This is a genomic window from Natrinema sp. CGMCC1.2065, assembly GCF_051225675.1.
Lineage (GTDB): Archaea > Halobacteriota > Halobacteria > Halobacteriales > Natrialbaceae > Natrinema > Natrinema thermotolerans.
Genome location: NZ_JBPJSJ010000026.1, coordinates 13,012 through 32,714 on the forward strand (window position 1 = coordinate 13,012; position 19,703 = coordinate 32,714).

General features: G+C 61.8%; 18 protein-coding genes. 7 read left to right on the top strand and 11 right to left on the bottom strand.

What is annotated here, in order from left to right:
- Positions 1–3: 3 nt before the first annotated feature.
- Positions 4–426, top strand: a complete 423-nt coding sequence (locus tag ACSBP4_RS18290) for a hypothetical protein (protein WP_006649612.1) — start codon at positions 4–6, stop codon at positions 424–426.
- A gap of 68 nt (positions 427–494) precedes the next feature.
- On the opposite strand, the gene ACSBP4_RS18295 is transcribed toward ACSBP4_RS18290, so the two are convergent.
- Positions 495–626, bottom strand: coding sequence for a hypothetical protein (locus ACSBP4_RS18295; protein ID WP_373631979.1), 132 nt, complete (start codon positions 624–626; stop codon positions 495–497).
- Positions 627–752: 126 nt separating this feature from the next.
- A complete protein-coding gene (locus ACSBP4_RS18300) occupies positions 753–962 on the bottom strand; it encodes a ribbon-helix-helix domain-containing protein (RefSeq protein WP_006186097.1) in 210 nt (69 codons plus the stop codon).
- 150 nt (positions 963–1,112) lie between these two features.
- On the opposite strand from ACSBP4_RS18300, the gene ACSBP4_RS18305 reads away from it, so the two are divergent.
- Positions 1,113–1,442: a hypothetical protein gene (locus tag ACSBP4_RS18305; protein WP_006649611.1), complete on the top strand. Its 330-nt coding sequence runs from the start codon at positions 1,113–1,115 to the stop codon at positions 1,440–1,442.
- Positions 1,443–1,536: 94 nt separating this feature from the next.
- Here the strand turns inward: ACSBP4_RS18305 and aglJ are convergent, their stop codons facing one another.
- The 8 genes from aglJ to ACSBP4_RS18345 form a co-directional block, all read right to left on the bottom strand.
- A complete protein-coding gene (aglJ, locus tag ACSBP4_RS18310) occupies positions 1,537–2,544 on the bottom strand; it encodes an S-layer glycoprotein N-glycosyltransferase AglJ (RefSeq protein WP_435553068.1) in 1,008 nt (335 codons plus the stop codon).
- Positions 2,545–2,775: 231 nt separating this feature from the next.
- The gene (aglM, locus tag ACSBP4_RS18315) at positions 2,776–4,116 is read right to left on the bottom strand and encodes a UDP-glucose 6-dehydrogenase AglM (protein WP_049966144.1); all 1,341 of its coding nucleotides are present in this window, start codon (positions 4,114–4,116) and stop codon (positions 2,776–2,778) included.
- A 76-nt stretch (positions 4,117–4,192) separates the two neighbouring features.
- Positions 4,193–4,924: a UTP--glucose-1-phosphate uridylyltransferase AglF gene (gene aglF / locus ACSBP4_RS18320; RefSeq protein WP_435553069.1), complete on the bottom strand. Its 732-nt coding sequence runs from the start codon at positions 4,922–4,924 to the stop codon at positions 4,193–4,195.
- Between the two features lie 67 nt (positions 4,925–4,991).
- A complete protein-coding gene (locus ACSBP4_RS18325) occupies positions 4,992–6,446 on the bottom strand; it encodes an oligosaccharide flippase family protein (protein ID WP_435553070.1) in 1,455 nt (484 codons plus the stop codon).
- 172 nt (positions 6,447–6,618) lie between these two features.
- Positions 6,619–7,290 carry a hypothetical protein gene (locus ACSBP4_RS18330; protein WP_435553071.1) on the bottom strand — a complete coding sequence of 224 codons (672 nt, stop codon included), beginning with the start codon at positions 7,288–7,290 and terminating at the stop codon, positions 6,619–6,621.
- Between the two features lie 381 nt (positions 7,291–7,671).
- Complete coding sequence (locus ACSBP4_RS18335) at positions 7,672–8,826, bottom strand: glycosyltransferase family 61 protein (RefSeq protein ID WP_435553072.1); 1,155 nt, start codon at positions 8,824–8,826, stop codon at positions 7,672–7,674.
- Positions 8,827–8,892: 66 nt separating this feature from the next.
- On the bottom strand, positions 8,893–9,693 hold the full coding sequence (locus ACSBP4_RS18340) for a hypothetical protein (RefSeq protein ID WP_435553073.1): 801 nt from the start codon (positions 9,691–9,693) through the stop codon (positions 8,893–8,895).
- A 202-nt stretch (positions 9,694–9,895) separates the two neighbouring features.
- Positions 9,896–10,711 (bottom strand): hypothetical protein, encoded by an 816-nt coding sequence (locus ACSBP4_RS18345; protein WP_435553074.1) that lies wholly within the window; start codon positions 10,709–10,711, stop codon positions 9,896–9,898.
- 401 nt (positions 10,712–11,112) lie between these two features.
- Here ACSBP4_RS18345 and ACSBP4_RS18350 point away from each other — a divergent pair, with 401 nt between their 5' ends.
- The 3 genes from ACSBP4_RS18350 (at position 11,113) to ACSBP4_RS18360 (ending at position 14,601) form a co-directional block, all read left to right on the top strand.
- Positions 11,113–12,129, top strand: a complete 1,017-nt coding sequence (locus ACSBP4_RS18350; protein WP_373631983.1) for a hypothetical protein — start codon at positions 11,113–11,115, stop codon at positions 12,127–12,129.
- A 102-nt stretch (positions 12,130–12,231) separates the two neighbouring features.
- Positions 12,232–13,362 (top strand): glycosyltransferase family 4 protein, encoded by a 1,131-nt coding sequence (locus ACSBP4_RS18355; protein WP_435553075.1) that lies wholly within the window; start codon positions 12,232–12,234, stop codon positions 13,360–13,362.
- A 72-nt stretch (positions 13,363–13,434) separates the two neighbouring features.
- Positions 13,435–14,601, top strand: coding sequence for a glycosyltransferase (locus tag ACSBP4_RS18360; protein ID WP_435553076.1), 1,167 nt, complete (start codon positions 13,435–13,437; stop codon positions 14,599–14,601).
- A gap of 15 nt (positions 14,602–14,616) precedes the next feature.
- On the opposite strand, the gene aglG is transcribed toward ACSBP4_RS18360, so the two are convergent.
- On the bottom strand, positions 14,617–15,576 hold the full coding sequence (aglG, locus tag ACSBP4_RS18365; protein ID WP_435553077.1) for a glucosyl-dolichyl phosphate glucuronosyltransferase: 960 nt from the start codon (positions 15,574–15,576) through the stop codon (positions 14,617–14,619).
- Between the two features lie 173 nt (positions 15,577–15,749).
- On the opposite strand from aglG, the gene ACSBP4_RS18370 reads away from it, so the two are divergent.
- Together ACSBP4_RS18370 and ACSBP4_RS18375 are read left to right on the top strand one after the other, a co-directional pair.
- Positions 15,750–18,689, top strand: coding sequence for an oligosaccharyl transferase, archaeosortase A system-associated (locus ACSBP4_RS18370; protein ID WP_435553078.1), 2,940 nt, complete (start codon positions 15,750–15,752; stop codon positions 18,687–18,689).
- Positions 18,690–18,757: 68 nt separating this feature from the next.
- On the top strand, positions 18,758–19,699 hold the full coding sequence (locus ACSBP4_RS18375) for a DUF368 domain-containing protein (RefSeq protein WP_435553079.1): 942 nt from the start codon (positions 18,758–18,760) through the stop codon (positions 19,697–19,699).
- Positions 19,700–19,703: the final 4 nt, after the last annotated feature.

Genomic DNA, 19,703 nt, shown 5'->3' on the forward strand with positions numbered 1-19,703 from the left:
CCTGTGGTCTACGTCACTCGCGGTCTCGTCGACGTCCTGCTGGATCTGGCCAGCGATGCGGACCCCGACGAGCTGACGACCGGCGTCTCGGTCTCGCCGGCCGGCGACCTCGAGGGAGCGGCCGACCTCCCGCCGGAGACGCCGGTCTTTACCGACTTCTTCCTGCCGGACCCCGGCAACGCCGTCAACGCCGTCTTCGGCGTGAACCTGTCGACGCCCGCCCGCCAGACACAGGGGCAGTTCGTCTCCCATCCCGTCGGCGAACTCGCAGTGACCCGCCGCGACGACCTCGCGGAGATCGTCTTCGTGGCCGTCCCGCCGTGGAAGCCCGACGAGAACTCGTTCGCGGCGTTCGACCGCAGCGGCCGCCGCAAATCCCTCGAGATCGTCGACGCCACGCCGCCGGGGAAGTCACTGACGGACTGACACACGCGGTCGGTTCGAACGGCGTCGACACCACGGGCGGAAAAACGAAGCGACTGGTGGCTTGAGCGTCAGATCCCGGTCGTGACCGGCAACTCGCCGTCATCGATGATTCGGTCGATGATGCTCCCCGGAGTCCGTTCACGCCGTTCGTCCTCGGACTCGTCGGTATCCTCGGATGGGAAGTTCGGAACGTGTGGCATCGGTCTCCCTCCAGTCGACGCTAGCGCCCTCGAGCGGCAAAAACGCTACCCCGCCGTCGCCGGATCGAAGCGGCTCCGGCCCGGCCGGTCGATCCACACGAAACGATGCGACCGGGGAGCCACGGTCTACTCGAGGTAGCCGAGCCCGCGGAGCTGTTCGGTGATCTCTTCGAACTCCGCTTCGGTGAGTTCGCCCTCCTTCTGGTGCTGGATTACGATGCTACGAAGCAGGAACCGGACGAGGTCGCTCGTACTCTGAAAGCTCGTGCCCTCGATGGTCTCTTCGACGCGGTCCGCGAGGTCCTTCGGGATCGACACAGTGGTGTATTCGGTCATACGCCATACTCCGTCGCGGTCCTCAAAGGCGTGTCGACGGGCGACGCTCGTCGGTGACTCGTCCCGTGGTCGTCCCCCGGCCGATCGCCGTCGACCTCGACCGTCTCCACAGCCATTTTTATATCCGGCTCCGTATCGAGAGGTACAGGTATGGGAGTCCGGCCACCATCGAGCGGCGACGACGAGGAACCCGACAGCATCGAGTTCGGCATCGCGGCCGTCGACGCCCGCCTCAAGGACGCCGAGCTGCGCTTTCCGGCCACGAAAGACGACGTCAACGCGGCACTCGGCCACGAGCGCATTCCCTACGACGTCCACGGAAACGACGTGGCGCTGTCCGAGATGCTCGAGCGGGTCCCGGCCCGACAGTTCGAGTCCCGGCAGGAACTGCTGAACGCGCTCCACGAGCCCTTCGAGGAGTATCGGCGGAACCGTTCGGGTGGGGTCGTCGCACAGGTCCGTTCACTGTTGCCTTTCTGAACGAGTTGCTCGAACCGTCGCGGTGCGTTATCGACCACGAGAGCGATAGCCGGGGCGTCTCGACGCCCGCCCGGTGACGCCGCTCGAACGGCCGTTACTCCTCGGGCTCGTCTCGAGCGATCCGCTCGAGGCGGCGACGTTGCTCGCGGTGGAGCGTGACGAGCATGTCCGAGAGGACGCCGAACATGAGCAGTTGTACGCCGAGGATGATAGCGGCCGCCGAGACCAGTGCGATGACCTCGTGGCTCTGCTGGTACTGGATCCATTCCCAGAGGACGTACATCGCGATGAGGCCGCCGGAGACGATGCCGGTGACGCCGAGGCTCCCGAAGTAAAACAGCGGATTGTTCGTCTTGGCGAGCGAGTACAGCGCGAGCAGGATGGTGCCGCCGTCTTTGACCGGGTGAAGGTTGGTTTCGGACTCCTCGGGACGGGCACTGTAACTGATCGGAACGACGGTCGTTTCGATCCCGTGTTTGACACACTCGACGGCGAGTTCGGTCTCGATCGTAAAGCCGTCCGAGTCGAGCGACAGGCGCTCGAAGGAGTCGACGGTAAAGGCTCGGTACCCCGACAGGATGTCCTCGTAGTTCGCGCCGTGGACGAACCCGAACGCGCGGTTTATCACGCGATTGCCGAACCCGTTCAGCGCCCGCATCGCGTCGTCGTCCATGTCTGCGAATCGGTTACCGATGACGTGTTCGTAGCCCCGGGAAAGCGGTCCGATCATCCGATCGGCGTCGGCCGGATCGTAGGTCCCGTCGCCGTCGAGCATCAACACGTACGGAACCGTGATGTACTCGAGGGCCTCGCGGACGGCCTGGCCCTTTCCGCTGCCCGACTGGACGATCACCTCGGCACCGTGATCACGGGCGATCTCGCGGGTCTCGTCGCTCGAGTCACCGTCGATGACGACGACGTTCGTGTATCCCTCGTCGTAAAAGCCCTCGATCACGTCGCCGATCGTGGCCGCCTCGTTGAGCGTGGGAATGAGGATACAGACCTCGTCGGGGGCGATCTCGCGGGAGTCGTCAGTCATCGCGACGATCCCCCCGCCGTCCGGCTGGAGGGCCGAACCCGAACGTACCACGTCATCCTCCATCGGTGACTACTCCCCGGCGTAACTGCAAAAGGTTGCTGATTGATCACTGGCGGGCTTTTAACTGATCCCAGCGCCGTGGCGACTCGTGTAACGGCGACGGGCGATTCGACTGTGACCGGGGCGCTGTTCGATCGGCGGGCGGCCCTGCTCTCGCTCGGGCGATCATCGCCGACGCGAGCATTACGGGGACGGAACGACGGCTGACTGAGACCCAATTCCGTGATCAGCGGGCTACCAGGTCAGCCCCTCGTAGACCTCGAGTGCGTCCTCGTCGATGTCGATCCGGCGGCCATCGACCACGACTCTGCGAGCCATGCCATCGAACGAGAGCCTGTCGAACTCCGGCCACCCAGTGGCGACGACCGCGCCGTCCGCGTCCGCGAGCGCGCCCTCCGCCGAGTCGGCGTACTCGATGTCGGGATAGTCGGCCCGGACGTTCTCGATCGCGACCGGATCGTAGGCGACGACGTCCGCGCCCCGTGCCGTCAGGGCGTCGATCACGTCCAGCGCGCGGGACTTGCGTATGTCGTCAGTCCCGGGCTTGAACGACAGTCCGAGTACCGCGATGCGGGCACCCTCGAGGGGGACGTGGTCCGCGAGGAGGGCGACGAGCCGCCGCGGTTGTCCGTCGTTGACCGCGACGGTCGCATCGAGCAGTTCCGGCTCGTACCCCTGTTCGCGGGCACCGGCCCGCAGGGCGTTGACGTCCTTTGGGAAACAGGAGCCGCCCCAGCCCAGGCCAGAGCGCATGAACCGTTCGGAGATCCGATCATCGAGCCCGACCGCCTCGAGGACTTCGTAGGCGTCCGCACCGTAGGCCTTGGCGACGTTGCCCAGTTCGTTGACCAGCGAGACCTTCGACGCGAGGAAGGCGTTGTTGGCGTACTTGATGAGTTCGGCCTCGCGGATGTCGGTCTCGACCAGATCCGTCCCATCGCGCGCTCGCGGTTCACCACCGCTCGCGTTATTCGAGGCGCGTAGCGCCTCGCCCTCGAGGATCGGGGCGTACAGCTCGCGGAGGGTGGCCGCCGCTTCGTCGCTCGCCGTGCCGAAGACGACCTTGTCGGGCTCGAGGAAGTCCCGCACCGCGGTTCCCATCCGGAGGAACTCGGGGTTCATGGCGACCTCGATCCCCTCGCCGATTGGGGTTCCGGACTCCGTCTCGAGGATCGGCGCGACGACGTTTTCGGTGGTCCCGGGCAGGACCGTACTCTTGACGACCACGAGGTGGTCGTCGTCCTTGCCCGCCAGGGCGCGGCCGAGCGACTCCGCCCCGGCTTCCATGATCGCGAGATCGAGGCTCCCGTCGTCGGACTGGGGCGTCGGGAGACAGAGGAAGGTGACGTCCGTCTCGCGGACGGCATCGTAGTCGGTCGTCGCGCGGAGACGGGTGCCGGCGTGGTCGGCGATCCGCTCGGCGAGCCCGGACTCGTGAATCGGTGCCTCACCGGCGTTTATGCTGGCGACGATGTCCGCGTCGATTTCGACGTTGACTACGTCGTGGCCGAGATCCGCGAGACAGGCGGCGACGGTCGTGCCGACGTAGCCGCTGCCGACGATAGAGACGTTCATGAACGGTGTGTCGAGCAGTATCGATTAGTGGTTTTTGGGTTCGAGACGACGGACGATCGATCGTTCGGTCGTCCCGTTACTGGTCGTCGTCGTTCTCGGGTTCGGCGAGTCGTTTTTCTGCTCTCTCTCGATCCTCCGGATAGCCGACGTCGATGCGCCAGCCGTCCATCCGGATCGCGTCGATCGTCCGTCCCGACTGGATCAGCAGGTCGATCGCGTCCGGCAGTTCGTACTCGCCGCGGTCGGAGGGCTGGACGAGATGGCAGGCGTGGAAGATCTCCGGCGTGAACGTATAGAACCCCGTCATGACGAGGTTCGACGGTGGGTCGTCCGGTTTCTCCGTTACCTCGACGATCTCCCCGTACTCGTTGGTATCGAGGACACCGTATCTCGAGGCTTCCTCATAGGGAACTTCTTCGACGAGGAAGGCAGCGTCTGCCCGCTCCTCCCGCTGGCGGTTGATCACGTCCCCGAGGTTCGCTCGGAAGACGTTGTCCCCGAGCATGAGCATGAAGTCGTCGTCGATGTGGGGTTCCGCCTGCAGGATGGCGTGAGCGAGTCCGAGTTGCTCGCGCTGGTGGGCGTACGTGATCGGAACGCCGCGGTACTCGTCACCGTAGCGCTCGATGATCTTCTCTTTCATGTAGCCGACGACGAGGACGAACTCGGTCGCACCGATCTCGATGAGGTTGTCCATGACGTCCTCGATGAGTGGGTTGCCGTCGACCTCGACGAGGACCTTCGGCTTGTCTTCGGTGAGCGGCCGGAGGCGGGTTCCCTTGCCCGCGGCCAGCACGACTGCTTGCATACCGAATGGGTCGAAAGAGCGGAACAAATACTTTGGGAGACGCCGACAGTCCGAGGGCCGAGTCCGACTAACCGCTCGAAAGGACCGGGAGATCAAACGGGACGTTCTGGTCAACGACCGTTCGGAACTCCGTCGAGATTCCAAGCAGCACAGTGAAGTAGACGCCGGCACCGAGACCGACGAGCAACACGACGGTTGCGACGTTGTGATTGAGTAGTCCATAGGTCGACTCGACCCAGAGCCCGGCGTACACCACACCAGCCATGACGACGGCAGCGGACCACTGTTTGGCGATCTCGCCCGTCGGGACTGCAAAATCGATGATCGCATCCACGTGGTAGTACGCCAACATGAGGCTGGCTGCGACCGAGACCATCGTCGCCACTGCCGCACCGAGCCATCCGTACAGATAGATCAACACGAGGTTAAGTGAGACGTTGGCTCCGACGAACACGATGTTGACTCTGAAGGCGAGATCAGGACGGTCGATCGCGTTGAGCGTGTTCAAGAGTTGATTCTGGTAGCCCATGATGAGGTTCGCGACTATCAGTAGTATCAGTATCGTTGCCCCTTTTGGGAACTCCGGGCCGTAGATTCGGAGGAGTCGCTCGCCAAGCAGTGTCCCACCGAACAGTCCGGGGATCAAAAACAGTCCGGCGAACGAGAGGGACTGTTCGACGATTCGCGCGACAGCCTGCGAGTCTTCCTTGGCCGAGAGCGAACTCATTTCGGGAAACAGTGTGGAACTGAGTGCGCCACTGAAGAGGATGAGAAATTCCGCGATGTTCCAAGCCGCCGCGTAAACGCCGATCAGACCAGACGAGACGAATAGACCGAGAACGATGATGTCTGTATAGCTAAACATCTGCGACTGGAGATTTCCCAACCAGGAGAACTTCGCGAAACCCACGAGTCGTTCGAAGTGCTGCCTCTTGGGCCGTGAGAGTCCGCGCAAATTTCGCGCAACGAAGTACCCACCGACCAGAATAACGAGACAGTAGCCGACGACATGACCAGTGAATAGTCCGGCTGTGCCTGCACCGGCAGCAATGAGACTGATCTGAAAGAGTGCCCGACTTCCCGTTCGCAGCGGTGATAGTGCGCCACTCACGTGTACTAAATGCAACCCAGAGAGGATCGAATTGAGCAAACTATTAAGAAGGACTACCAGCAAGATTAACACAATGTATCCCGTGGCGGGATACCCGACATAGCCTGTAATTTGTTCTCGAAACAAGATGAGACCACAGGCGATGAGAACGAACAAACCGAAAATGATAGTTGCTCCCGCGAGCGCGTACTCGCCTCGGTCGTTCCCCTCGGAAACCCGCTTGGATATTGCTCCGGATAAGCCGACTTTCCCCGCAATTGCGAGCCACGAAACGAGCCCGATGGCAACGCTGTAAACGCCGAGCGGACCCGCACCGAGCATTCTGGCGATATAGATGGTCGCCAGAAACCCGAGCCCCGATGCGAAGAGCTTTGAAAGAAAATATATGATAGAGGTTTGGCCGAGACGCATATGTGGTCACTGTGAGGGCGTTGATTCAATCTATCCGCGTATGGGTTCTTCGGTCCGTCGATTCGAATCGACACTGATCGAGTTCTCGCGAGGCCAGCGTAACGGATCTGACCGCCTACCGCACCGAGGCCGCTCTCGTGGCGTGTCGCTGTCCGCTATCGAATCCACGTCGCTAATCAGCGTACCCTAAGGCTTCCAATCGGTCCGCTATCTCGTCGTCGTTCAGATCCCGCTCGGATTCGATGGGATCCGAACTGCGGATCTCACGGCGGTCGTCCGCCTCGATGACCAGCCACGGGACCTCGCGGAGCGTCGGCGTACTGAACCCTTCCATGTGACCCCAGACACGGCTCGTGAACGGGAAGACCCGTTCGCCGAGCATCTCCCCGTGATCAGCGGTGACAACGGACTTTCCGGAAACCTTCTCGAGCAGTTCTTCGACGTGATCGAGCGCTATCTCGAGACTCTCCGTATATGCGTCACTGATCTCCTGAAACGTCACGTCTCGCTGTTTGACTGCGCCCCAAATCTGAATCCCCTGATCGTGTTTACCGTATCCTTGGAGATCCAGTCGATCCCGCAACTCGTCCGCTGTTTCCCCGAGGTAGGGGCGGTGGGGCTGCATGAAATGGACGACGAGTCGCTTGTCGGGATACTGCTCGTGGGCTTCGATCGCCGCGGAGACGACATCGTCTGGCTGGACCGTTCCGATATCTTCGTCCCAGCGATCGGCGTGTAGATGGTCGATGTGATAGAACGTGTCCTCGTTGAGGTCCGTCGAGAATGGGTTCGCGGTTACGTAGACGGTATCGTGAAACTCGCTGGTTTCGAAATTTTCCTCCATGAACTCCCAACTTTTCTTCCCCTTTGACGTTGCCTTATAGAGGGTGCCGTCAATCGTATTGTGTCGCTCGAAATAGTCGTATCGACAGGCGTCAAGAATGACTAGATTATCCCAATCCTCCTCCATCACGTCGATCCCCTCACCGCATTTTCGATCGGTATATTTCCCATATCCCGTATGGACTGGCCAACTGGCTAACCGAAGTGCCTCTCGGCCGATCAAAACTGGGTTTCGGAGCGCCCGTCTCAAGTTCTCAAGTGTATAGTGACCGTTCATGATTATAGGACGTATCGACAGGTATATCGGCGCAACGCTTTCGTCTCTCAAGGTACTTTCGGCGTTCCGTCGGTCCGCTTTGTGCCTACCGGTCGGCCGTGTCTCTTATCGCCCATGTACCCTGCGGACCGTTTCCTCGAGTGTCGCAGTATCGACGACGATGTCAGTAGACTCCGCCCGACAGTACATCGGTTCGTACGAGACGCCGAGCGTTGCCGTCAACTGCCGGTAGGGTTGTTTGACCTTGTCGCCGAACAGTTCTACGAGCGTGCAATCGTCGGCGAAGACGATGTCGGTGAGGCCGGCTCCGTGAGGGCCGACGACGACATCTGCATCGGCGAACAACCGCGCGTTCCGCTCGAGCGAGCGCTCTTCCAGCCGATAGCACGAGAAGCCGAACTGGGACAGGACGGCCATGACCTCGGCCTCGTTTACCACGCGGCGCTCGACGGCGTTGGCCCGCGAGACGTAGACGTTGTTGCCGCTCTCCGGCGTCGTTTCGGGCGCACTGTCGAGAACTGCCCGGCGGAGCCACGCGAAGTCCTCGGCGCGTCGTTCCGGGAACGAGGGGACGACAAGCCGCGAGACGTCGTAGGCCGGTGCCGTCGCGTACTCGATCCGCGACTCGGGCCACTCGAGCAACTCGAGGGTCTCGCCGACGAACGGCGGCGCATCCGGTGGCACGAGCAGCGTCACGCGCTCGCCGGTCGCGTCCTCGAACGCTCGGATATAGCGGATCTTCGGGACCGTCTCGACGATCCAATGATAATAGTTCGGATACCGTGGGATAAGCGGCGCGGCGGTTTCCAGCGACCCCGTGGCGATGTGGCTGCTGCCCGGACGCGATCCCGACAGCAGGTCGCGAAGCGGGGCGTCACCGTAGAACAGTTGTCTGGAGAGCATTGCCATCATCGCCTGCTGGGCCTGATCCGGTTCAGCGGCGCTCTCTTCTATGATTTCGCGGTGGGGTGTCAACGCCAGTCCTGTTTCCGAGAGGAGACGTCCACCCTCTACGAGCGCCACGAAGGGGGCAGGCTCGGAGTCAGTGCCGTCCGAAACTGTGACGATCCTGCTCGCGACCGACTCGAGGGCGTCCCTGGAAACGGTCCGAACGACGCCACGATCGACGAGTGGATCGAAGACCGGCCGGCCGAGACGTTTCCGGGTCAACAGGTCGCCGGCCGCGACGATTGACTCCCGAACCCCGTCAGCCGCGAGCTTCCGCTTGAGCTTTCGAGAGGCGAACTCAGTCGGGATCATGGTTCGTGGCCGTGTCCGCTATCGACTCCGGTACGGATCGCCGTCCGTACGGGGCAGGGCTCTCGGTCATCGGTATCCCAGCGCCTCGAGACGCTCATCGACGGTTTCCTCATCGACGCTTTCCTGCTCGACAGGCGGTTCCGGTCGGACCTCCCTGCGGCCGTCGCCCTCGACGACGAACCAGGGGACCTTGACCAGTTCCTCGGCGTGGACGCCGTACGGATGGCCGTACTTCCGGCGGCTCGGGATCGGCGACAGCCGCTCCCCGACGAGGTTGCCGTGGTCGGCCGTGATCACCGACTTTCCTTTGAGCGTCTCGAGCAGATCGGCGACCTCTTCGAGGACGACGTCGAGGTTCTCCAGATACGCCTCCCAAACTGTCGCTACGTCTAAGTCAGCGGTGCCGTCTCGGAGGTGCTTCCAAATACCCGGTTCTTCCTCTACGTCGAGATCCATCGTCCATCCGCCGCCGGCCATGTTCCGACCGAGTTCCCCGATGAATGGCGTGTGTGGCTGCATGAAGTGGACGATCAGCCGTTTATCAGGGTAGGTTTCATGGGCGTCTGCCGCCGCTCGTGCGACGGTTTCCGGGGTTACTGTCTGTAACTCCGTATCCCAGTCACCCAGACAATCGATGACGGCATGAAACGTGTCTTCATCGAGATTCAGACGTGGAATGTACGGGTTCGCGTTAACGTAGACGGTATCGTGGAACGTTCCCGACGTGAAATTCCGTTCCAAGAACTCCTCGCTACTCGATCCCAGCGAGATCCGTGACTCGAGTTCGCCATCGAGACCGATTCGATCCGCGAACATGTCGTAGCGACAGGCGTCTAGAATTAGCAGGTTGTCCCAATCTTCGGACATGATTCGGGTTCCCTTTCCGTGTCGGAAGTGGAAGACGAGATTATTGAGTTCGATGGGAACGTAACGTAATGCACTCGTAGAGATCTGAAGTAACCCTCCGCTGGCGTAGAGTTCCTTCGCTTTGCGGAGATGGTGACGCATACGATGTGGAAATTCCCTCCGAGGAAATAACGTTTCGGTTCAAAGAACGAGCGTTAGTCGGTCAAACTTTGTACCCTAACGCCTCTAGTTGTTCGTCGAGTTCTTCTCGGGACATCCGCGCGTTGTTCGGTTCCTCGACCGTCGGTTCGTAGGTTCCGTTGTCTTCTGCGGACGTAATCACCCACGGGACCGTCCGGATCTGGGGGTGAAGGCTTCCGAGTTTGTGGCCGAGAATCCCGTACTCCCCGAACGCCTCGCCGTGGTCGGAGGAGATCGCTACTCGGTCAGCGTCCAGGTTCTCCAAGAGGAGTTCGATGTCGTCCAGAACGAACCGAAGATCGCTCATGTACGCCTCCCAAATACTCTCGAGATCCCCCGTCTCGTAGTAATAGTTCCACCAATCGTACTCGTGATATTTCAGGTCGCGATCCTCTGCGAGTGCTTTCGAAAACCAGGGCGTATGCGGTTGGTGATACTGAAGGATGAGTCGATCGAAGTCGTGTTCGCGCCCGACCGAGATCGCGCGGTCGGTCACGTATTTGGGGGGTGTGTTACCTTCCGTGTGTCCGAACGGCCCTTCTTCTCCGACGGTCTCGAATTTGAACAGGTATTCCGCCTTCCCGAGTTCAGTTATGTCTACGGATGGAAAGAGTCGAAGCGTCTTAAACGGCAACGGTCTATCGCTATCGGTCTCGTGGACCTTCGTATCTAACACTTCTTGGATATGACTCTGCGCCGAGAGGAACGCGGTTTCCCGGATCTGATCGAGGTGTTGTTCGTCGAACGTCCGAGCGAGCCATTCGGCGGATGCACCCCCGACCGACCGGATACTGTCGACGGTATCGATGAAGTCGTACTCGTCTTGGACGAGACGCATAGCATCCACTCGACACGTATCGAGGAGGATCAGGACGTCCCACTCACGATCGAACACGTTCGTTCCGATCGTTCGGTGGCCATTGACGGCGATCGCCGGCGTTCTGTATAGATAGTCGAGTAAGATCGAATCGACCACTCGAGACGGATTTTTCAGCCCTTTCAATATATTTTCTCGATTGAGATCCGGCATAGTGTTTAAACGTGTAGTTGAGGGTCTTCTTTCTCGGTATTAATGCTACCGATCAAAATTCAGATACCAGTTCAATGTATACTAATACACCTCATATGGTCCTTAATTACATGTTCGATAATACTATTACAAATGTTTTGGTTAGAGACGCTCCCGAATCAGCAGGTTTCATCGCAAATATTATTTCCGCTGTCGGCTACTTCAGATCAATGCTGCGGCACGAAGTGAGCGTCGACAATATTAAGAAGGCTTTGAAGAACCCCGATCAGGCCGTTGACGAGACCCTCTACGAACTGTTCTATCGAATTCCAACAACGTATGCGAATACGGTAACGACTATCGGCACGAACGTCTTCACACGAGAGTGGGACGTTCTAATCCTGCTGGATACCTGCCGCGTCGACGCGCTTCGCGCGGTTGCCGACGAGTACGAATTTATTTCAGCGGTTGACAGCATCCGTTCGGTCGGCGGTCGGTCTCCCGAGTGGATCGCCAAGACGTTCGTCGACGAATACGAGGAGACGATCCGGGAAACAGCGTATCTCACCACGAACGTCTTCACGGAGCCGATCCTAGACACTGCAAGCCCCGACGCCGGATCGTTAGCCGAGAAAAGCTTCACATACGATCTGTTGGATAGGATTCCGACCGTTGACGTAGAGACGCTGGGGAAGTGCGAGTACCTGTTCGAATACGAACCGGTTGGAAAATCGGGACCACTGGGTCACACTGACGGCGGAACACCGCCTCGATACGTGACTGACAGGGGTATCGATGTCGCCCGAAGCGAGGACTTCGACCGTCTGATCCTGCACTATCTTCAGCCACACCCACCCTACATGGCGCGGGCGCTTGAGGAAGACCGCCCGTTGCACAAACACGAACGGGACTGGTGGGGATACATAGGGGAGACGGGCGATAAAGAAACGATCTGGGAGACGTATCTGGACGAACTCCGATTCGTCCTCGACGATGTCGAACTGCTCCTGGAAAACATGGACGCCGAACGGGTCGTTATCTCGTCCGATCACGGGGAAGCATTCGGCGAGTTCTGGGAGTTCGGACATAAAACGGGTAGTATACATCCGAAAGTCCGAAACGTGCCCTGGGTAGAGACATCCGCAACTGACACTGGTTCGTACACGGCGGAGTTCGAAGCGCCATCGACGAACGAAACAGATGACGACCTCGACGAACAACTCGAGGCACTGGGATACAAGATGTGATTCGTAACTCATGGGTCCGAGCGAAAAGAAGTGGTATGAATGATGCAGTATGAGAATGCTTTCCATGATCCGCTCTAATCGAAGGGCAACGAGATGTCACGAATGACACGAATCTCCCTCGTCACCCCACGATATCCACCGACCCACGCCGGCGGCGGTGAGATTAGTGCCCGACTGCTCGCCGAACAACTCCACGCTCGAGACGCCGTCGACGAAGTCGTCGTCTACTCGTTCGACGGCGAGTCGACGGAGACGGTCGGGGGGATTCCGGTCTTCCGGCTCGCGGACGTCCCCCAGTACCCCTACAGCCTGCCGAACGAGATCGCCTACCGGAAGCTCAGGGCGGTCGGGCCGGACCCCGACGTGATCCACGCGTACAACATGCATCTCCATCCCGCCGTGGGACGGCTCTCCGCGACGCTCGACGTTCCCGCGGTGGCGACGCTAAATGCATATCCGCTCGTCGACTGGGCCGAGGTGAACGTGACCCCGTCGCTCAAGCGCCGAGTGTACGAGCGGACACTGTTGCGTCTCGAACGGCCCCGCCTGCTGGGACAATTGTCGAACATCGACCTGTTCCTGCCGCTCAGCAGCGCCGTCGAACGGGTCTACCGGAACAACGGCCTCGGGGACGCCGACTACGAGGTGATCCCGAACATGCTCGATCCGTCGTTTTCCGTCCCGGGCGACGGCTCCGAAGAGACGGACCGGGTCCGGTTGCTGTACGTCGGCTATCTTCGGGACACGAAAGGCGTTCGGTATCTGATCGATGCGATGGACCGGCTCCCCGAGCGGGTCGAACTGACGGTCGTCGGCGACGGTCCGGAGCGGGACGCCCTGACGGAGCGGGCCGCGGGTACCGCCGCGGTCGACAGGATCGAGTTCACCGGTTTGGTCCCCTACGAGGAGGTCACACGGGCGTACGCTGACGCGGACGTGTTCGTCCACCCCGGCGTCTGGCCGGAGCCGTTCGGCCGGACGATTCTCGAGGCGATGCAGGCCGGATTGCCCGTCGTCGCGACCGATATCGGCGGCCCGGCCGACACCGTCCCGCAGTCGGAACTACTGGCGACGCCCGGTGATCCGGCAAGTCTGAGCGAGAGCATCGAATACGCCGCTGCAAACCGTGACCGGATTGGCCGGGAAAATCGGCAGTTCGTCGACGACCGGTATCACCCCGATGTCGTCGTGCCACAGTTTCATGAGGTATACGAGCGAGTTCTGCGTGACTGACGGCGAACGGCGCCCCCGCAGCCACCGATCAACCCGTGAAGGATATGGCCGTCGGTTTAGAAGACGGGTGTAATGATCGATTTCGGACCTGGCGGCCGAGGACTGGCGGTCGCACACTGGGGCGAACACGCCAACGGTGGCGGTGATCGCCTCGCCTGGGAACTCGCCCGCGTCTTCGAGGACGCACCCTTTTATGTCGGCTGGCGTGACGAGTCGATCGAGCCGACCGATATCGAGGCCGAACAGCTCATCCAGGGCCGGTTACTGAACCGGGCCCTCGAGCGGGGCGGGCTGGCGCGACAGCTCGCGCATCTCGTGGGATGGCAGCTCGCCGAGCCGCTCCGGGAGTACGACGTCCTCGTCACGAGCGGAAACGAGCCGCTGTTTTACGTCGCCCCGACCGAGCAGACCTGGGTCGCCTACATCCATCACACGAACCGCAGACAGTCCGACCAGATCACTGCGGTCGAATCCGCTCGGTTCCCCCGGCTCCGACTGCTCCTTCATTACGCGATCCGGGTCCTGTTCGACCACAACACCCACCGTCCCGATCGCTACGTCGTCAACTCCGAACTCGTCAAGCGCCGCCTCGAGCGCTACTGGGGCGTGCCGAGCGAGAAGATCAGCGTCGTCTATCCGCCCGTCGATACCCACGAGTACGACCCGGACGACGAGGAGACCGGCGAGTACTACGCGACACTCTCGCGGCTGGACTGGCACAAGGACGTCGACGGGATCGTCAGAGCGTTCAACGACCTCGATCGACGACTGCTCGTCGCCGGAGACGGTCCCGAACGCGAGCGCCTCGAGCGGTTGGCCGGCGACAACGTCGAATTCCTAGGCTACGTCGACGAGGCCGAGAAACGACGCCTGCTGTCGGGCGCGAAGGCCTTCGTGTTCAACGGCCGCGACGAGGACTTCGGGATCGCTCCGGTCGAAGCGCTGGCGGCCGGCACGCCGCTGCTCGGCGTCGAGGAGGGGATGACACAGTTCCAAGTCGTCGACGGGAAGAACGGCTACTGCCACACGCGAGCGGACGAAACCGGGCCCTCGCTGGCCGAGACGATCCGTCAGTTCGAGGCGGAGGGGATCGAGTGGTCGCCATCGGAGATCGCTTCCTTCGCCGAGCGGTTCTCCGTGAACGCGTTCCACGAGGGGATGCGGGAGGCGGTCGATACCGCGGTTGCGAGCGCCGATATCACGCCCGATTGGTACGAAGCCTACGAAGCCGGCGATTGAGTCGACCGCGGACAGTCACGCGCCGCTCGGCGCGTCGCGTTCGGCGGTCAGCTCCGCCCGGTCCACGTTGGTCAGTCCGTACAGGTAGCCGAAGCCGACCGCAGCGGTGAACACGAAGATAGTCACGAGCTGTTGGACCTTCGCACTCGAGGGCCGTCGCACGAGTTCCGACAATCGGCTCGGAACGAACTCGAGCATGAGTTCCTTCAGATACTCGTTCTTATCCCCCTTCGCCTCGGGTAACAGCAGGTCCATGATCCGTTTCGAGTAGCCCTGCCAGAACGAGCGGGCGACGAGCCACCGGAAGTCGCCCCGATAGTCGAACAATTTGTGGTGAACTACCGCGTCAGTGTTGTAAATCACGCCCTTCCCGTACGTATTCGCCATCCGAATACAGACCGGTGCTTCGTGGGCCTGGATGTGGCGGTCGCCCTTCCGGCCGGTGTTCTCGTCGTAGCCGCCGACGGCAAGGAAGACGTCCCGCCGATAGGAGATGTTCGAGCCGTAGGTGTTGCGAAGCTCCTCCATGTGATCGCCCATCCCGCGCTCGTCACAGCCGACGAGCCAGTAGAACTCCGCGGGGAAGAAGTCGGGTTTTTCGGTCACCCAGTCGGAGGCGACGTGGCCGCCGACCGCGATAGCGTCAGTTTCGGCGTAGACTCGAGCCAATTCCGCGACCCAGTCCTCTTCGGCGACGGCATCGTCGTCGATGAACGCGACCACGTCGCCGGTCGCGATCTCGGCTCCGCGGGTCCGGCTGTAGGAGATGCCTTGATTCTCGTCGTTACAGTGGAGGACGACGTCCTCGAGGCCCCCGTAATCATCTCTCACGCGGTCGAAGACCGGCTCGTTGCCGTCGACGACGAGGACGATCTCGAGGGGGTCGTAGGTCTGTGCGAGGACGCTGTCGACGCACTCCGAGAAGACGTCGTACCGGTCCATCGCGTACGTACAGATGACGACGGAGACCTTCATCGGGACTCGATTTCGGAGAGGAGAGAATAAGCCTTTTCCTTCAGTAACCCGCTCGGCGGAGGAACGGTCCGAAAACCGGAGTATCGTCGCTCCGACTCCGTCGTTAGACGGGGTATCAAACGGCGACGCGTATATGACAAGGCTTATTCTTGGCTTGGGTCTGGTGGAACCTAATGAGTACGGACACCGAACACGTCGACGAGGGAGCAGAAACCTCCACCCTCGAGGCGTGGCGAGACTGGTATCATATCCCCGTCGTCGGGGTCGTGATGCTGTTTATGGTCTGGGTCCGAACCCAGATGTACGACCGATTCGTCACGGACGGCGGACAGCCCGCGCTGTCCGGTATCGACTCGTGGTATCACTGGCGAACGATCAACTGGACTGCCGAAAACTACCCGCATACGATGCCCTACGAGGTCTGGACCGGATTCCCGTCCGGCAACTACGTGGGCCAGTTCGGGACGCTGTTCGACCAACTCATCGTCACGGTAGCGATGATCGTCGGCCTCGGTGATCCGTCGCCCGAGACCCTGTATACGGTTTCGCTGCTTGCGATTCCGGTCATGGCCGCGCTCGTCGCGATCCCGGTCTTCTACGCCGGGCGGCGACTCGGCGGGACGATCGGCGGCATCGTTTCGGTTCTCGTCCTCGCTCTCGCGCCCGGGACCTTCCTTCGGCGCTCGTTGGTGGGGCAGCTCGACCACCACGTCGGCGAGGTGCTGTTCATGGCGATCGCGGTCCTGGCGATGATGGTCGCGTTGCGCGTGGCCGAACGGGACAAGCCGATCTACGAACTCGTCGTCGACCGCGACTGGGATACCCTCCGGTCCCCACTCGTCTACAGCACGCTCGCGGGGATTGCGATGACCTTGTATATCTGGGTCTGGCCGTCGGCGATTCTTCTGATCGGGATCTTCGGCGTCTTCTTTACCGTACAGCTCTGTGTCGATTATCTCCGGGGAGTTTCGCCCGACCACGTCGCCTTCGTCGGGACAGTAAGCCTTGGCGTCACGGGGCTGCTGTCGATCCTGTTGATCGAACGGCCCGGCAGTACGGGATCGACATCGTTAGGCCTCCTCCAGCCACTCGCTGCTTTCCTCGTGGCCGCCGGCTGCGTGTTCATGGCGTGGCTCGCCCGTGAGTGGAACAACCGTGATCTCGAGCGCCAGTACTACCCCGTCGCCATCGCCGGCCTCCTCGGTGCGATCGGAGTGGGGGCGTGGCTCGTCCTGCCCGGCCTGTTCGATACGATCGTCGGCAACGCGGTGCGCCGGGTTCTCCCGATCGGCGGGACGGCAACGGACCTCACGATCGGCGAGGCCAAGCCACCGGATCAGTTCCTCTCTCACGTCTTCGACGAGTTCGGTGCCGCGTTCTACACGATGGTCGCGGGGCTCGTGTTGCTCGTCGTGCGGCCGCTTCTCGGCCGCGAGTATCGCGCCGAGTATACGCTGGTGATCGTCTGGTCACTGTTCCTGACCAGTATGGCGGCCACACAGCTTCGGTTTGCGTACTACCTCGTTCTCGCTGTCGCGGTCGTTAACGCCGCGTTCGTCGCGGACGTGGTTCGGCTGTTCGATCTCGATATCAGGGGCGGCATCGAATCGCTCAGGTCGATCGAGACCTATCAGGTGGTCGTCGTCATCCTCGTGGTCTTGTTACTGTTTGCGCCGTTGTTACCGCCGCTGGCATCGGGAACGGCCTGGGGGAACGCCGAGGGCGCTCGACCGCACCCCGACGCGATGGCCTGGGAGGAGTCCAACGAGTGGCTCGCGGAGAACACGCCGGCACCGGGTAACTACGGCGGTGCGAACAACGCCGATACGCTCGACTACTACGGGAGCTACACCCCAGAGGACGGTGATTACGAGTATCCCGACGGGGCCTACGGCGTCATGTCGTGGTGGGACTACGGCCACCTGATAACGACCCAGGGCGAACGGATCCCCCATTCGAACCCGTTCCAGCAGAACGCGCGGTCGTCTTCCGAGTTCTTGACTGCCCAGTCCGAGGCGGAAGCGGAACTGATCCTCGATGGGATCGCCGCCGGTGAACCTGTCGTGAATCGATCGACCGAGGAACTCGAGGGAGCCGTCGGCAACGACTCTCAGGAGGGCGAAGGGATCCGATACGTGATGATCGACGACCAGATGGCCGGCGGGAAGTTCAGTGCGATCACGGCGTGGTCCGGGCCCGATTACAGCGCGTACGTTCAGAGCGAACAGTTCCAAGCTGGAAACAGCTCGATCCAGCTTCCGAGCGGAAATGAGGTCTACGAGAACACGACGACCGCGTCGCTGTATCGGCAGGACGCGGCCGGCATGGAACACTACCGGCTGGTTCACGAGAGCGACGACTACGCGATCGTCGGCGGGATGCAGGTGGGCAATCAGCGACTCCCCCACTACTCCCTGCCGATTAGCCGGTACAACCGGGCGACCGGACAGAACCTCGACACCGGCTGGAGTAACCAGACGGCAGCGATTCAACAACAGCTCGCACAAGCACGGAGCAGCGACCAGGTGTATCAGCAACTCGGCGTTCCGATGTGGGATGCCCACGTCGAGTCGAGAGTCAAGACCTACGAACGCGTCGCGGGCGCGACGATCACCGGTAGCGTCGACGCCGAGTCGATCGACGCCGACAACGCCACGGCCGTAGTCAGCGTCCCGCTCGAGACCGGTACCGGACGGACGTTCGCCTACAGACAGACCGCCGACGTGGACGCGGACGGCAGCTTCGAGGTGACCGTCCCGTACGCGACGAACGACGAACTCGGCGTCGAGGACGGCTACACCGACAGCAGTGTCGAGGCGCTGGGCAACTACACCGTTCGAGCCATCGCGCCGTCCGGCAACGAGACCGTCCAGTACGGCGGCGAAACGACGGTTCCGGAACCGGCCGTCGTCGACGGCGAGTCGGTCGACGTCACCCTCGAGGAGATCGAGACCGACACGGGTAACGAGAGCAACGAAACTGCTGGGAACGAAACGACCGGCAACGAGACGGACGACGGCGGGTCGACCGACGACGGCACGGCCGGCGACGGATCGACGGACAACGAGACGGCGGCGGCCGTCGCGCCGATCGCCGCCGAGCCGGCGAGCTGATCGGTCGCTCGCCGATCGGACACCCAGCGGGAAGAAGGCTTTTGCGAGATCCGCCCCAAATACCGACGATGCGGGAGCTTTTCGCCGTCTACTTGAAGGGGTTCTCCATGGGGTCTGCCGACGTCGTCCCCGGCGTTTCGGGCGCGACGATCGCACTGATTCTCGGGATCTACGATCGGTTGATTCGGGCGATCACGACGATCGATCCCCGAAAATTTCGATCGGCGTGGCGGCTCCACGAGCCGGCCCAGCGGGCGGCCCTGCGGGCCGAACTCGAGCGGATCGACGCCGGCTTTCTGGCGGCGCTCGGACTGGGGATCGCGACGGCGATCGTGGTGTTGTCGCGGGTGTTACACACCGCGGTAACCGAGTATCCGGTGCCGACCTACGGCTTCTTCTTCGGGTTGATCGGTGCGTCGGCGATCGTATTGTACGGCGAGATCGATCGCTGGCCCGGTCGGCGACTCGCCGTCTCGATCGCGGGGATCGCGATCGCCGCCGCGATCACGGGTGTGACGGCAACGGGCGTCTCACACGGGCCGGCGATGGTCGTCCTCGCGGGTGCGATCGCGGTCTGTGCGATGATCCTCCCGGGGATCTCCGGGGCCTTCTTCCTGCTGCTACTGGGCCAGTACGAGTTCATGACTGCGACGCTGACCGCGTTCGTCGACGGCCTGCTCGGGCTGGCCGGCGGCGGGACCGCCGGCTCGGTCGTCGAGTCGGGGACCGTCGTCGCGCTGTACTTGCTCGGGACGGTGATCGGCCTGTTTACGATGGCACACGTCGTTCGACGCGCGCTCGAGTCCTACCGGGCAGCGACGCTCGCTTTTCTGGTGAGTTTGATGGTCGGGGCGTTGCGCCTGCCGGCGACCGAGATAGCGACCAACGTCGGCTCGGAACCGACCGCGACGCTGCCGATTGCGGTGGCGGCGGGGGCCGTCGGCGTCGTCGCCGTTCTGCTGGCGAACCGATACACAAGCGGACTCGAGTACGACGACCCTGCCGGCTAGCGCG